General features: G+C 68.4%; 11 protein-coding genes and 1 pseudogene. 8 read left to right on the top strand and 4 right to left on the bottom strand.

The window, feature by feature from the left end:
- Positions 1-13: 13 nt before the first annotated feature.
- Positions 14-1096, bottom strand: a complete 1083-nt coding sequence (gene mutY / locus BMW75_RS13445) for an A/G-specific adenine glycosylase (RefSeq protein WP_175493163.1) — start codon at positions 1094-1096, stop codon at positions 14-16.
- A 227-nt stretch (positions 1097-1323) separates the two neighbouring features.
- Between mutY and BMW75_RS13440 the strand changes: the two genes are divergently transcribed.
- The gene (locus BMW75_RS13440) at positions 1324-4938 is read left to right on the top strand and encodes an indolepyruvate ferredoxin oxidoreductase family protein (RefSeq protein WP_092579921.1); all 3615 of its coding nucleotides are present in this window, start codon (positions 1324-1326) and stop codon (positions 4936-4938) included.
- Between the two features lie 31 nt (positions 4939-4969).
- Here the strand turns inward: BMW75_RS13440 and glpK are convergent, their stop codons facing one another.
- Both glpK and BMW75_RS13430 read right to left on the bottom strand, forming a co-directional pair.
- Entirely contained in the window at positions 4970-6496 is a 1527-nt protein-coding gene (gene glpK / locus BMW75_RS13435; RefSeq protein ID WP_092579919.1) for a glycerol kinase GlpK, read from the bottom strand.
- Positions 6483-7937 (bottom strand): DHA2 family efflux MFS transporter permease subunit, encoded by a 1455-nt coding sequence (locus tag BMW75_RS13430; RefSeq protein WP_092579917.1) that lies wholly within the window; start codon positions 7935-7937, stop codon positions 6483-6485. The genes glpK and BMW75_RS13430 overlap by 14 nt, the downstream gene beginning before the upstream one ends.
- 98 nt (positions 7938-8035) lie before the next feature.
- Here BMW75_RS13430 and BMW75_RS13425 point away from each other — a divergent pair, with 98 nt between their 5' ends.
- The 4 genes from BMW75_RS13425 (at position 8036) to BMW75_RS29865 (ending at position 10596) form a co-directional block, all read left to right on the top strand.
- Positions 8036-8224, top strand: a complete 189-nt coding sequence (locus tag BMW75_RS13425) for a DUF3460 family protein (protein ID WP_092579915.1) — start codon at positions 8036-8038, stop codon at positions 8222-8224.
- A gap of 16 nt (positions 8225-8240) precedes the next feature.
- Positions 8241-9131, top strand: a complete 891-nt coding sequence (locus tag BMW75_RS13420) for a segregation and condensation protein A (protein WP_076518667.1) — start codon at positions 8241-8243, stop codon at positions 9129-9131.
- Between the two features lie 34 nt (positions 9132-9165).
- On the top strand, positions 9166-10020 hold the full coding sequence (gene panC, locus BMW75_RS13415) for a pantoate--beta-alanine ligase (protein WP_092579913.1): 855 nt from the start codon (positions 9166-9168) through the stop codon (positions 10018-10020).
- A gap of 117 nt (positions 10021-10137) precedes the next feature.
- A complete protein-coding gene (locus tag BMW75_RS29865) occupies positions 10138-10596 on the top strand; it encodes a response regulator transcription factor (RefSeq protein ID WP_092579911.1) in 459 nt (152 codons plus the stop codon).
- Between the two features lie 83 nt (positions 10597-10679).
- Here BMW75_RS29865 and BMW75_RS13405 read toward each other — a convergent pair whose 3' ends face one another.
- Complete coding sequence (locus BMW75_RS13405) at positions 10680-11462, bottom strand: copper resistance protein NlpE N-terminal domain-containing protein (protein WP_092579909.1); 783 nt, start codon at positions 11460-11462, stop codon at positions 10680-10682.
- Positions 11463-11664: 202 nt separating this feature from the next.
- On the opposite strand from BMW75_RS13405, the gene BMW75_RS13400 reads away from it, so the two are divergent.
- The 3 genes and pseudogenes from BMW75_RS13400 to zapD all read left to right on the top strand — a co-directional run bounded on the left by BMW75_RS13400 (position 11665) and on the right by zapD (position 14089).
- Positions 11665-12564, top strand: coding sequence for a prepilin peptidase (locus BMW75_RS13400; RefSeq protein ID WP_092579907.1), 900 nt, complete (start codon positions 11665-11667; stop codon positions 12562-12564).
- Positions 12565-12646: 82 nt separating this feature from the next.
- A pseudogene (gene coaE, locus BMW75_RS13395) lies at positions 12647-13340 on the top strand (dephospho-CoA kinase).
- On the top strand, positions 13337-14089 hold the full coding sequence (gene zapD, locus BMW75_RS13390; RefSeq protein ID WP_092579905.1) for a cell division protein ZapD: 753 nt from the start codon (positions 13337-13339) through the stop codon (positions 14087-14089). The pseudogene coaE and the gene zapD overlap by 4 nt, the downstream one beginning before the upstream one ends.
- Positions 14090-14142 lie beyond the last annotated feature (53 nt).

The raw sequence follows: 14142 nt of genomic DNA, 5'->3' as shown, positions 1-14142 counted from the left end.
CGGTGTCAGACACCTAGGCCGCATCTTCCTCGCCGAACAAGCTGTCCTGCATCCCGGCGTCCACCAGCCCCCGCAACAGTTTCTTGACCGGCGCGGGCAGCGCCATGGTTCCCAGCTTGTCGGCCGGCACCCAGCGCTGCGGCAGCGCCGATTCACGCACGCCGACCGCCCGCACGGGCACGAGCCACGGGCGGATGTGCAGCCGGTAATGCGTGAACGTGTGCGCGAAGGCGGCCAGTTCGAAGCGCTGTTCGGGCTCCAGCCCCAGCGCGCGCGATGCGCTGTCGGGATCGCCCGCCACGTCGAATTCGGGCAGGCTCCACAGTCCGCCCCAGATGCCGGGCTCGGGCCGCTGCTGCAGCAGGAAGGCGCCCCGGTGCCGCAGCACCAACATACAGGTCTCGCGTTCGGGAATGGCCTTGCGCGCCTTGGGCGTGGGCAGCTCGGCCTGGCGGCCCTCGCGCCGCGCGACGCAGGTGTCGGCCACCGGGCAGCGGTCGCACGCGGGCTTGCCGCGCGTGCAAAGCGTGGCGCCCAGGTCCATCAGCCCTTGCGTGTACGCCGCCATGTCGAGCCCCGGCGCGGCGTCGACCTGCGCGTGCGCCAGCGTCCACAGGCGTTGCTCGACCTCGCGCCTGGCCGGATCGCCCGCGATGCCGAAGTGCCGGGTGAAGACGCGCTTGACGTTGCCGTCCAGGATGGGCGAGCGCTCGCCATTCGAGAACGCCGCAATGGCCGCGGCGGTGGACCGGCCGATGCCGGGCAGGGTGGCGATGGCCTCGGCCGTGGGCGGAAAGCGTCCGTCCCAGTCGCGCACGATCTCCTGCGCGCAGCGATGCAGGTTGCGGGCGCGTGCGTAGTAGCCCAGCCCGGCCCAGTACGGCATCACGTCTTCCTGCGAGGCGGCGGCCAGCGCCGCGACGTCCGGGAAGCGTTGCAGGAATCGTTCGTAATAGGGGATGACGGTGGCGACCTGCGTCTGCTGCAGCATGATCTCGGATAGCCAGATCCGGTAGGGATCCCGGGTGTTTTGCCAGGGGAGATCGTGGCGGCCGTGCTGGCGCTGCCAGGCGACGATGCGAAGGGCGAAGTCCATGCGGGCAATTATCGCATCGCCCTATTGCCCGGCCGGGGGCCAGCGGTTACAACCGAAAGGACCCGCGCCTGCCGGCCCCGTTTTCGGAGCGCCAGGCGCGGCCAGCGCGATTCGGCCCGAAGAAGCGCGAACGCATCAGGACTTCACTTTCACGGCCCTTGTTGGCCCGCGCGCGTTCTTTGGGGCGCCGCGAGAAGCTGGTGGGGGCATCAGAGCTTGGAGTAGACATGAATGCCCCCCTTACGCCCGCCGTCCGCGCGGCGCTCGAATCCGTTCAGCTCGACGACAAATACACCCTGGAATCCGGCCGCGCCTGGATGAGCGGCATCCATGCCCTGGTGCGCCTGCCCATGATGCAGCGGGTGCGCGACCTGCGGGCGGGCTTGAACACGGCCGGCTTCGTGTCGGGCTACCGGGGCTCGCCGCTGGGCGGCGTCGACCAGAACATGTGGAAGGCGGCCGCGCACCTGAAGGCGCACCACGTCGAATTCCAGCCCGGCATCAACGAAGACCTGGCCGCCACCGCCGTCTGGGGTACGCAGCAGGTCAATCTGTTTCCCGGCGCGAAGTACGACGGGGTCTACGGCATGTGGTACGGCAAGGGCCCGGGCGTGGACCGCTGCGGCGACGTCTTCAAGCACGCCAACGCGGCCGGCACCTCGCGCCACGGCGGCGTGCTGGTGGTGGCGGGCGACGATCACCCGGCCAAGTCCTCCACGCTGCCGCACCAGAGCGATCACATCCTCAAGGCCTGCATGATCCCGGTGCTGTTTCCGTCCAGCGTCCAGGAAGTGCTGGATTACGGCCTGCATGGCTGGGCGATGAGCCGCTATGCGGGCGTATGGGTGGGCATGAAGTGCATCACCGACATCGTCGAGGTGTCGGCATCGGTCGATGTGGATCCGCATCGCGTGCGCATCGCGCTGCCCGAGGATTTCCTGCTTCCGCCCGACGGCCTGAATATCCGGTTGCCCGATACGCCGCTGCAGCAGGAAGCGCGGCTGCTGGACTACAAGCTGTATGCCGCGCTGGCCTATGCCCGCGCCAACGGGCTGAACCGCGAACCCTGGCACGTGCCGCAGGCCGATGCGCGCTTCGGCATCATGACCTCGGGCAAGGCCTACCTGGATACGCGCCAGGCGCTGGCGGACCTGGGCCTGTCCGAAGACGTGTGCCGGCGCATCGGCCTGCGGCTGTTCAAGGTGGGCATGGTGTGGCCGCTGGAATCCGCGGGCACGCAGCAATTCGCCGAGGGGCTGGACGAGATCCTGGTGGTCGAGGAAAAGCGCCAGGTGCTGGAATACCAGTTGAAGGAAGAACTGTTCAGCTGGATCGGCAGCGGCAAGAAGATTCCCCGCGTGGTGGGCAAGTTCGACGACAAGGACGGCGGCGAATGGTCGGTGCCGCAGGGCAACTGGCTGCTGCCCGCGCATTACGAGTTCTCGCCCGCCATGGTCGCCAAGGCGATCGCGGCGCGCCTGCTGCGCTTTGACCTGCCGGATGACGTGCGCGCGGGCATCGAGGCGCGGCTGGCATTCATCCGCGCGCGCGAGGAGGCCTTGGCGCGCCCGCGCGTCGTCGAAGAGCGCAAGCCCTGGTTCTGTTCGGGCTGTCCGCACAACACGTCGACGCGACTGCCGGAGGGCTCGCGCGGCATGGCCGGCATCGGCTGCCACTACATGGTGAGGTGGATGGACCGCAACACCGACGTCTACACGCAGATGGGCGGCGAGGGCGTGCCGTGGCTGGGCCAGGCGCCGTTCACCACGGAAAAACACGTCTTCGCGAACCTGGGCGACGGCACGTATTTCCATTCCGGACTGCTGGCGATACGCGCGGCCGTGGCGGCCAAGGCGCCCATCACGTACAAGATCCTCTTCAACGACGCGGTGGCCATGACGGGCGGGCAGCCCGTGGACGGCCCGATCAGCGTGCCGATGATCACGCGCCAGGTGGCGGCCGAGGGCATCGAGAAGATCGTGGTCGTGACCGACGATCCTGGCAAGTACCTGGACGTGTCCGACCTGGCGCCGGGCGTGGCGGTGCGCCACCGCGACGAACTGGACGCGGTGATGCGCGAACTGCGCGAACATCCCGGCGTGTCGGTGCTGGTCTACGACCAGACCTGCGCGACCGAAAAGCGCCGCCGCCGCAAGCGCGGCGCATATCCCGATCCGGCGCGGCGCGTGGTCATCAACGAACGGGTGTGCGAGGGCTGCGGAGACTGCTCCACGAAATCGAACTGCCTGTCCGTGGAGCCGCTGGAAACGGAGTTCGGGCGCAAGCGCAAGATCAACCAGTCCAGCTGCAACAAGGATTTCTCCTGTCTGAAGGGCTTTTGCCCGAGCCTGGTCACCGTTGAAGGCGGCAAGCTCAGAAAGCCGGCCGCGCTGGCGCAGGCGGGCGGCGCGCCCGACGAGGACGTGCCCCTGCCGCGTCTGCAGAACCTGGCGCAGCCCTATGGCGTTTTTATCGCGGGGGTGGGCGGCACGGGGGTGGTGACCATCGGCCAGCTACTGGGCATGGCCGCGCACCTGGAGGGCAAGGGCTGTTCGGTGCTGGACATGGCGGGGCTGGCGCAGAAGGGCGGCGCGGTGTTTTCGCACGTCGTGCTGGCCGGCACGCCCGATCACCTGCTGAACACGCGGGTGGCGATGGGCGAGGCCGATCTGCTGCTGGCTGGCGACCTGGTGGTGGCGACGAGTGCCGACGCGATGGCCCGGGTGAGTCCCGGCCGCACGCGCGTCCTGCTGAACAGCGAGACCGCGCCGACAGCGGCGTTCGTGTCCAACCCGTCCTGGACGCTGCCGGGGACCTCGCTGACGGCGGATCTGCGGGACGCCTGCGGCAAGGACAATCTGGACGCGGTGGATGCGGCGGCGATGGCGGTGGTGCTGCTGGGCGACGCCATCTATTCGAATCCGCTCATGATGGGCTATGCCTTCCAGAAGGGCTGGATTCCGCTGTCGCGCGAGGCGCTGGTGCGCGCGATCGAGCTGAACGGCCAGCAGGTGGCGGCCAATCTTGCCGCGTTTGCGTGGGGGCGGCGCGCGGCGCACGAGCCGGCGGCGGTGGCGCGCCTGATGGCCACGGGCGGGGTGCCGCCCGCGCCGCCGGAGGACATCATCGAGATCACGCGGCCGCGCGCGCCGGGTCCGGTGGTCGACCTGAAACAGCCCGCCGGGGAACTGGCGCAGGTGGTGGCGGTGCGCAAGGCGTTCCTGGCGCAGTATCAAAACGACGCCTACGCGAAGCAGTACACGGATCTGGTGGACAAGGTGGCGCATGCCGAGCGCGAGGCCACCGGCACCAGCCGGCTGGCGCTGGCGGTGGCGCGCTATTACTTCAAGCTGATGGCGTACAAGGACGAGTACGAGGTGGCCCGGCTGTATTCGGACGGCGAGTTCCTGAAGCGGGTGGGCGAGCAGTTCGAAGGGGACTGGAAGCTGCGCTTTCACCTGGCGCCGCCCGTGTTGGCGCGGCGCGACAAGGACGGGCATCTGGTGAAGCGGGCGTATGGGCCCGGGATGCTGAAGGTGTTCCGGGCGCTGGCCCGGATGCGGTTCCTGCGGGGGTCCCGGTTCGATCCGTTCGGTTATACGCAGGAGCGGCGGGCCGAGCGCGAACTGATCCGCGAGTACCGCGAGACGATGACGGCGATCCTGTCGAAGCTGAACCGGGGGAATCTGGATCGGGCGGTGGCGTTGGCCAGCGTGCCCGAGGAGATCCGGGGATACGGGCACGTCAAGGAGGCGTCGATGGCGCGGGCGGAGGCGATGCGGGAGGAGTTGTTGAAGGACTTCAGCGCAAGGGTGGTGGCGATCGGGGTGCGGGCGGCTTAAAGGCCGCCGCCGCCCCGGCTTCCCCCCGCCCCTACTTTCCCGCCCCTGCGGACCAGCCTTTCGACAGTTCCACCGCCTGGCGCCAGCGTTTCATGCGGGCGTCCCTGACGGATTGGGGCCAGGTGGGTTCGAAGGTGCGTTCGGCGTGCCATTTGGACGCGAATTCGTCCTGGCCGGACCAGAAGCCAACGGCCAGGCCCGCCAGGCCCGCCGCGCCCAGGGCGGTGGATTCGGGGACGCGGGGGCGCACGACCGGCACGCCCAGGATGTCGGCCTGCATCTGCATCAGGAGGTCGTTGCGGGCGGCGCCGCCGTCCACGCGCAGCTCGGTCAGCGCGATGCCGCTGTCGGCGTCCATGCAGGTCAGCAGTTCGGCGCTTTGCAGGGCGATGGATTCCAGCGTGGCGCGGGCGATGTGGGCGCGGGTCGTGCCGCGCGTCAGGCCCACCAGGGTGCCGCGGGCGTAGGGGTCCCAGTGCGGGGCGCCCAGGCCGGCGAAGGCGGGGACCATGAAGACGTCGTCGGTGTCCGAGACGCTGGCGGCCAGGGATTCGATGTCTTCGGAGCGCTGGATGATGCCCAGGCCGTCGCGCAGCCATTGGACCGCGGCGCCGGCCACGAAGACGCCGCCTTCCAGCATGTAGGCGGGCTTCCATTTTTCCTGGCCGGGTTGGGGCAGGCCCCAGCCGACGGTGGACAGCAGGTTGTTCCTGGACTGGACGGGCTTGTCGCCGACGTTCATCAGCATGAAGCAGCCGGTGCCGTAGGTGTTCTTGGCCATGCCCGGCGTGAAGCAGGCCTGGCCGAACGTGGCGGCCTGCTGGTCGCCCGCGACGCCGGCGATGGGCACGGAGCCGCCCAGCCATTCGGGCAGGGCGTCGCCGACGATGGCGCTGCTGGGCGCGATCTGGGGCAGGACGCTGCGCGGGATGTCCAGCAGCGCCAGGATGTCGTCGTTCCAGTCCTGCGTGTGCAGGTCAAAGAGCATGGTGCGCGAGGCGTTGCTGGGGTCGGTGCTGTGGACGGCGCCGCCGGTCAGTTGCCAGATGAGCCAGGTGTCGACCGTGCCGAAGGCCAGCTCGCCGCGTTCGGCCATGCGGCGCGCGCCGGGCACGTGCTCCAGCAGCCATGCCAGTTTGGTGCCCGAGAAATAGGCGTCGACGACCAGGCCGGTGCGCGCCTGCAGGAAGTCGCCGTGGCCGTCCTGGCGCAGCTTGTCGCACAGGGGCGCGGTGCGGCGGTCCTGCCAGACGATGGCGCGGGCCAGCGGGCGGCCGGTGGCGCGTTCCCAGATGAGGGTGGTTTCGCGCTGGTTGGTGATGCCGATGGCGGCGATGTCGGCCGCCGTGGCCCCGGCATTGCGCAGGGCCTCGCGGGCGACGTCGAGCTGGCTGTGCCAGATCTCGTTGGCATCGTGTTCGACCCAGCCCGGACGCGGGTAGTGCTGGCGGAATTCGCGTTGGCCGACGCCGCGGACCACGCAGTCGCGGTCGAACACGATGGCCCGGGAGCTGGTCGTGCCCTGGTCCAGGGCTAGGACAAATTCATTCGTCGTCACTGTTTTTCGCGCCGTTCAGGTGTGCCCCGGCCAGCGGGTCGAGGCGTCTAAAGGAGAAGGTCGATGCCATGCACAGCAGGCCGATGACGACAAAGCCCGCGACCACGTCGCTGACGGCCAGCGTTTCGGCGCCGCGCAATGACATGCTGATGTTCAGCGTGACCGCGGCCACCCCGACGCCCAAGGTGATGCCCAGTTGCTGCGCCATCGCCGAGAAGCTGCTGGCGCGGCTCATTTTGGAAGCGGGGATGTCGGCATAGGTTAGCGTATTTACCCCCGTGAACTGCAACGACCGGAAGAAGCCGCCCACCAGCAGGATGGCGATCATCAGCCACACCGGGGTGGCCGCATTGAAGGCGCCGCAGACGATGATGAAGGCGCCCGTCAGCAGCGCGTTCAGGGTCAGCACGCGCCGAAAGCCGAAGCGCTGCACGATGGGGGTGGCGACGAATTTCATCAGCAGCGCGCCGGCGGCGCTGGCGAAGGTGATGAGGCCGGCTGAAAACGGCGTGAGGCCGAAGCCCACCTGCAGCAGCATGGCCAAGAGGAACGGCGTGGCGCCCACGGCGAAGCGGCACAGGTTGCCGCCCAGGGTGGAGATGGCGAAAGTGGGGATCCGCATCAGGGACAGGTCGATGATGGGATGCTCGACGCGGCGGGCGTGCACGCCATAGAGCAGGCCGCAGACGATGCCCACGGCGATCAGGCCCAGCAGCACGGGCAGCGGCATCACGTCGCGGCCGATGGCCTCGAAGCCGCTGACCAGCGTGGCCAGGCAGGTGGCGCTGAGCAGGAACCCGATCCAGTCCAGCCGGGGCGTCCCTGTTTCGCGGATCTCCGAGACAAAGCGCAGCACGAGGCAGATGCCCAGAATGCCGATCGGGATGTTGATCAGGAAAATCCAGTGCCACGACATATACGTGACCATGAAGCCGCCCAGCGGCGGGCCGATCACGGGCCCCAGCAGCGCCGGAATCGACAGGAAGGACATGGCCTTGAGCAGATCGTGCTTGGGAACGGTGCGCAGCAGGATGATCCGCCCGACCGGCACCATCATGGCGCCCGCCATGCCCTGGACGATGCGCGCCAGCACGAGCTGCGGCAGGTCCTGCGACAGGGCGCAGGCGACGGAACTGAGGGTGAACAGGCCGATCGCGGCGATGAACACGCGCCGGGCGCCGTAGCGGTCGGCCGCCCAGCCGCTGATGGGCACGAAGACGGCGACGGCCAGCAGGTACGAGGTGATGGCCACGTTGAGCCGCACCGGGGTGGATCCCAGCGCCCGGGCCATGGCGGGCAGGGCGGTCGCCACCACCGTGGCGTCCAGCATCTGCATGAAGAGGGCGCACCCGACAATGAAGGGGATCATGCGCGCCGCGCGTACCGCGTCCGGGGATGAAGGCGGGACGGGGCGGGCTGCGGCGGCGGATTCTGCGGGCATGTCGGAAGGCGGCGATGGGAGCCTGACGATTGTAACGCCGGGGATCGGGCCGCCGTGAAGTAAACTCCGGACATCTGCAACCTAATGAAATTGGTGCCATGGCAACCAACTACGAATCCGAGATCACCCAGTTCCTGAAGGACTACAAGAAATCCCACCCTGGCACCGAAGAGCGCCAGCGCGAGGGACGCGCCCGCCTCTGGGACAAGCCGCAGGACCAGGAACTGCTCGAAGGCTTCCGCGCGGCCCGCGTGCCGCAAAGGCCGTACGTGTATCAGGCAGACTGATACCCTTGCGGCAAACATGGTCCAGACCCCCTCGGTGCCGGGCGATGCCCTGGCCAAGCTAGTGGAACCGTCCGTCGACAGCACGCCCGACACCATCGACAGCGTGGCGTTCGCGCGCCTGTATGGCGAGCCGCTGTTCCAGATGCCGACGGACCTGTACATCCCGCCCGATGCGCTGGAAGTCTTCCTCGAAGCCTTCGAAGGGCCGCTGGACCTGTTGCTCTACCTGATCCGCAAGCAGAACTTCAACGTTCTGGACATTCCCATGGCGGATGTCACGCGGCAGTATCTGTCGTATGTGGACCAGATCCGCATCACCAACCTCGAACTGGCCGCCGAATACCTGCTGATGGCGGCCATGCTCATCGAAATCAAGTCGCGCATGCTGCTGCCGGTCAAGAAGACCGACACCGGCGAAGAGCCCGAGGATCCCCGCGCCGAACTGGTCCGCCGCCTGCTCGAATATGAGCAGATGAAGCTGGCCGCCCAGAAGCTCGACAAGCTGCCGCAGCTGGGCCGCGATTTCGTCAGCAGCCAGGCCGTGGCCGACCTGAGCGTCGAGCGCGCGCTGCCCGATGTCAGCGTGGACGACCTGCGCGCGGCCTGGGCCGACATCATGAAGCGCGCCAAGCTGAACCAGCACCATCACATCACGCGCGAGCAGCTCTCGGTGCGCGATCACATGACGCACATCCTGCGCCGGCTGAACGACGTGCGTTTCATGGAGTTCGGCGACCTGTTCATGGAGCGCATCCGCGAGGGCGCGCCCGCGGCGGTCGTCGTCGTGCATTTCATCGCCATGCTGGAGCTGGCGCGCGAATCGTTGCTGGAGATCACGCAGGCGGAGCCGTATGCGCCGATCTACGTGCGCCTGGCCTACACCAGCGTGGCGGCGGTCGCGGCCTGATCCTATCGGGCTGCCACCCACCCCGGAGAGTCCCTTGAAAGTCGTACACACCATCCAGGAATTGCGGGATCACCTGCGCGGCCAGAACCGCGTGTCGTTCGTGCCCACCATGGGCAACCTGCACGAAGGCCACCTTGCGCTGATGAAGCTGGCGCGCCAGCACGGCGATCCCGTCGTGGCCAGCATTTTCGTGAACCGCCTGCAGTTCGGGCCGAACGAGGATTTCGACCAATATCCCCGCACGCTGGCCGCCGACATCGAAAAGCTCGAAGCGGCCCGCGACGTCTATGTGCTGTTCGCGCCCAACGAGCGCGAAATGTATCCCGAGCCGCAGAGCTACCGCGTGCAGCCCCCGGACGACCTGGGCGACATCCTGGAAGGCGAGTTTCGCCCCGGCTTTTTTGAGGGCGTCAGCACGGTCGTGCTCAAGCTGTTTTCCTGCGTGCAGCCGCGCGTGGCGGTCTTCGGCAAGAAGGACTACCAGCAGCTCATGGTGGTGCGCAACATGTGCCGCCAGTTCCAGTTGCCGGTCGAGGTGCTGGCCCACGAGACCGTGCGCGCGGCCGATGGCCTGGCGCTGTCGTCCCGCAACCGCTACCTGACCGACGCCGAGCGCGCCGAGGCGCCGGCCCTGTACGCCGAGCTGCAGGAGATCGGCCGCCGGCTGGCCGCGGGCGAACGCGACGCCGCCGCGCTGGAGCGCGAGGCCGCCGACCGTCTGACGCAGCGCGGCTGGAAGGTGGATTACGTGGCCCTGCGCCGCCAGCGCGACCTCAAGCGCCCCGAGGCGGCCGACCTGCAGGCCGGCGAACCCGTCGTGGCGCTGGCCGCCGCCAAGCTGGGTTCCACGCGCCTGATCGACAATCTGGAACTGGCCTACACGGCCTGATTACCCGGCCCGCCGGGGACGGGCGTTTTCATCCGCCCCTGTCAGAATTGCCAGCTTACGCATAGCGCGCTGGCGGCGCAGACTGCTTGCAATCCTCCGTTGCAAGCGAGTCGCCCCATGCTCTCTCCCCATCCAGATCTTCACACCGTCCTGTCCTCCCTGACCGCCCGCGAACGCCAGATCGTGGAGTACGTGGCGGCGGGCCGCGCCAACAAGGTCATCGCCATCGACCTGGGCATTTCCCTGCGCACGGTAGAGGCCCATCGGGCCCGCATCTTCGCCAAGCTCGACGCCCGCAACGCCATGCAGCTTGCCTGCCGCCTGTGCGCGCATGCCCGATCGGGCGCCTCGCCAGTGCCGGGGGCGCAACGCGCAGCCCACCACCCGCTGCCGCCGCCGGATCGACCGGCCCTGGATACCCGGGTCCTGCACGAGCCCGTCCGCGCCTACGACCCCTGTCCACCTGCGCCGCCCGGTTCGCTTGCACCGCCCGGTTCGCTTGCACCGCCCGATTCGCCTGCACCGTCCGGCCCGCAACGCGCAGGCGCGCATCCGCCCGAATGGAGCCCGAAATGAATCCGGGCCTGGCGAACATGGCGTCCGTCAGGCCCGGGCTATCTTGTGCCGGCAATGCGGCGGTCAGTTGCCGCGACGAGGCATCAAGGGCACTTGGGCGCCGGGGCGCTGGCCAATTCGTCGATCGGGTCCAGATCCGGCTGGCGGGTCAGGTTGTAGTTCAGGTTGGGAGTCTGGCCGCCGATGGACCGCACGCGCAGCACGTTGTTGGCCGCGACCACGAATTCCACGCGGACGTTGCCCTGGCCGTCCATCAGGATGACGCGGGGCGGGCGTTCGTCGGTGGCGTCCCAGCAGCCCTGCTCGGATACCGGCGGCCCCTTCTTGGGGTCGTTGTCCAGGTAGGCCGTGCGGCCGCGCCAACGGCCGTTGGGCGCCAGGGTCAGCGTCACGCGCTGCGCCGTGCATTGCATGGCCGGCGAAAAACACGGCAGGGTGCCCATATAGGTCTGGGGCTGCGGCACCAGGCTGTGCGTGATGCCGCTTTGCGCCGGGGCGGGGGCCGCGGCCGCCGGGGCCGATGCGCCGCCGGAGCCGCCCGCGCCGGTGTCGGCGCCTTCGGGCATGGCCTGGCCGTCTTCGGTGGTCTGGCCGGCCGGGACGGCCTGCTGATTCTGGTTCTGTTGACGGCGCGCGTCGGGCTTGAGCTCGATTTGCACCTGCGACGGGGCGCGGATGACGCTGCGGTAACCCGCGCCAGAGCCCTGATACTGCGCGTCGGTGACGGTGCTTTCGGGGGGCAGGTCGTAATAGCCTTCGGCTTTCTGCTTGGCGCAGCCCGATACGCCTACCACGGTGCCCGCTAGCAGCAGCCCCATGACGCTGAGTTTGCGGGAGCGGGAAACGATGTCGACGCGCGCGGCCATGGCAGCTTATCCGTGAATTGAGTCTGTCTCCGATTTTACGCACTTATGCGAAGATTCGATACGTTCCCCTAAGCCGTTCCAGGATATCGCCGGCGCTTATGCACAAATTACGACATGGCCGCGGGCGGCCACTCATCCCTTGCGCCATCGCCGGCAAGGCGGATGGGCAGGCGCGTCCAAACCTGCAAACGGCGTGACCGCGATGTGGCAAGTCTTCGACATGCCTGCGGGCGTCTTCATCGGCGTGGCCGCGCTGGCCGGCCTGTTCGTCGGCAACTGGCTGACGGTGCTGACCCACCGGCTGCCGCGCATGATGGAACGCGAATGGCAGGCGCAGTGCCTGGATGCCATGGGCAAGCCGCGGCCCGCGGACCGCTATGGCCTGCTGTCGCCGGCCTCGCATTGTCCTGCCTGCAAGGCGCCGGTCACCGGCGTGCGAGGGCTCCCCGTGCTGGGCTGGCTGCTGCTGCGCGGGCGGTGCGCCGCCTGCCACGCGCCCATCGGGTGGCGCTATCCCGCCATCGAACTCCTGAGCTGCGCGCTGTTCGCGGCCTGCGCGGTGCGCTTTGGCGCCACGCCGATCGCCCTGGCGGCCATGGGCCTGTCGGCGGCCTTGGTGGCGTTGGCGTGGATCGACCTGGAATCGACGCTGCTGCCCGACGTCCTGACCCAGCCGCTGCTGTGGGCGGGCCTGCTGGTCAATCTGTTCGGGGCGTTCACCAGCCTGCAGACCGCGGTGATCGGCGCGGTGGCCGGCTATCTGTTCCTGTGGGTTATCTTTCATGTGTTCCGTCTGCTGACCGGGCGCGAAGGCATGGGCCAGGGCGACTTCAAGCTGCTGGCGGCGCTGGGCGCGTGGTTCGGCATCGAAGCCTTGCCCATGCTGCTGCTCAGCGCGTCGCTGGTGGGCGTGCTGATCGGCGGCGCGCTGACCCTGACCGGCCGCGCCAGCCGCGGCCAGCCCTTGCCCTTCGGACCGTATCTGGCGTTGGCGGGCCTGGTCATGCTGCTGCTGGGCGGCGACCAGGGCGTGCTGGGCATCCAGTGGACGACGACCCCGGCAGACGTGAACCCCGGCAGACGTGAACCCCGGCAGACGTGAACCCCGGCAGACGTGAACCGAATGGCCTGCGCGCCGGACTCGGCAAGGCAGCCGCCATCAACGCAAACTGAGGAAAGGCAGCATGTTCAAGATCGGTCTTACGGGCGGCATCGGATCGGGTAAATCCCGCGTGGCGGACCTGCTGGCGCAGTGGGGCGCGGCCCTGGTCGATACCGACGCGATCGCGCATGCGCTCACCGCCGCGGGGGGCGCCGCCATGCCGGCCATCGAACGCGAATTCGGTCCGCAGGCGCTGACGCCCGAGGGCGCGCTCGACCGCGCCTGGATGCGCGCGCAGGCGTTCGCCGACCCGCAGGTGCGACGGCGCCTGGAGGCCGTGCTGCATCCAGCCATCGGCCGCGAGACCGAGCGCCAGGCCGCCGCCGCGCGCGGATCGTATCTCGTCTTCGTGGTGCCGCTGCTGGTCGAGTCCCTGGACCGTTGGCGCTCGCGCGTGGATCGTATCTGCGTGGTCGATTGCGATCCCGATACGCAGGTGGCCCGGGTGCGTCAGCGCAGCGGGCTGACGGAGCCTGACATCCGGCGTATCATGGCGGCACAGGCTGCGCGGGCACGCCGGCTGGAGGTCGCCGATGACGTCATACTCAATGACGCCACGACAACGCCGGACCAGTTGCGCGCGCGGGCGTTGATCCTGCATGACCGCTGGCTGGCGCTGGCGGCCACGACGGGCCGGTAAGCCAGCGGCGGCCGGCACCCCTGAAAATTCTTGGCCCCGCCGGCCAACCACTGATAGGGCCTGTAAAACAGCGTGATCGTCTACGAATATCCCTTCAATGAGCGCATCCGTGCTTATCTGCGGCTGGAATACCTGTTCGACAGGCTGTTCTTCTTTGCTCGCGAGGGTGACTCACGCCAGCATCAGGTTGCCGTCACGTCACTGTTCGATCTGCTCGATGCGTGCGAACGCACCGACGTGAAGGGATCGGTGTTGCAAGACCTCGAACGCCAGCGCCTTGCGCTGGTCGGCCTGCGCGATCATCCCGGCGTGGCGCAGGACGCGCTCGAAAGCATGCTGCGCGATCTGGAAAGGGTGGCCGGCGCGCTGGCCGCGCCCGGCAAGACCGGCCAGTCGCTGCGCGAAAATGAATGGCTCACCAGCCTGCGCGGCCGGCTGTCGGTGCCGGGCAGCGCCACGCAGGTGGACATGCCTTCCTACTATGCCTGGCAGAACAAGTCCGAGGCCGCCCGGTGCGCGGACCTGCAGGCCTGGGTGTCGCCCTTCGTCCCGCTGTATGACGGCCTGACGCTGGCGCTGCGCCTGTTGCGCGAGTCCGGGCGCAAGACCGACATCGTCGCCGAGCAGGGCGCCTACCAGCAGATGCTGGGCGGCAAGCAGTTCCAGCTCCTGCGCGTCTGGGTGGATCCCACGCAAGGGGTCTTTCCCGAGATCAGCGCCAATAAGTACATGATCTGGATACGTTTTTCCACCCAGGACGGGGAGTTCAAGCCCCAGCAGGTGGCGCGCGACGTGCCTTTCGCGATGACCCTGTGCAGTTCGTAGGCGCAAGTTACGCACGGTTTCGCTGCCCGGATAGCTGTTGCGGGTAGTTTCAG

Source organism: Achromobacter sp. NFACC18-2 (assembly GCF_900108985.1).
Classification (GTDB): domain Bacteria; phylum Pseudomonadota; class Gammaproteobacteria; order Burkholderiales; family Burkholderiaceae_B; genus Achromobacter.
The sequence above is the reverse complement of the archived record's forward strand: the minus strand, read 5'-3'. Positions and strand labels throughout refer to the sequence as shown.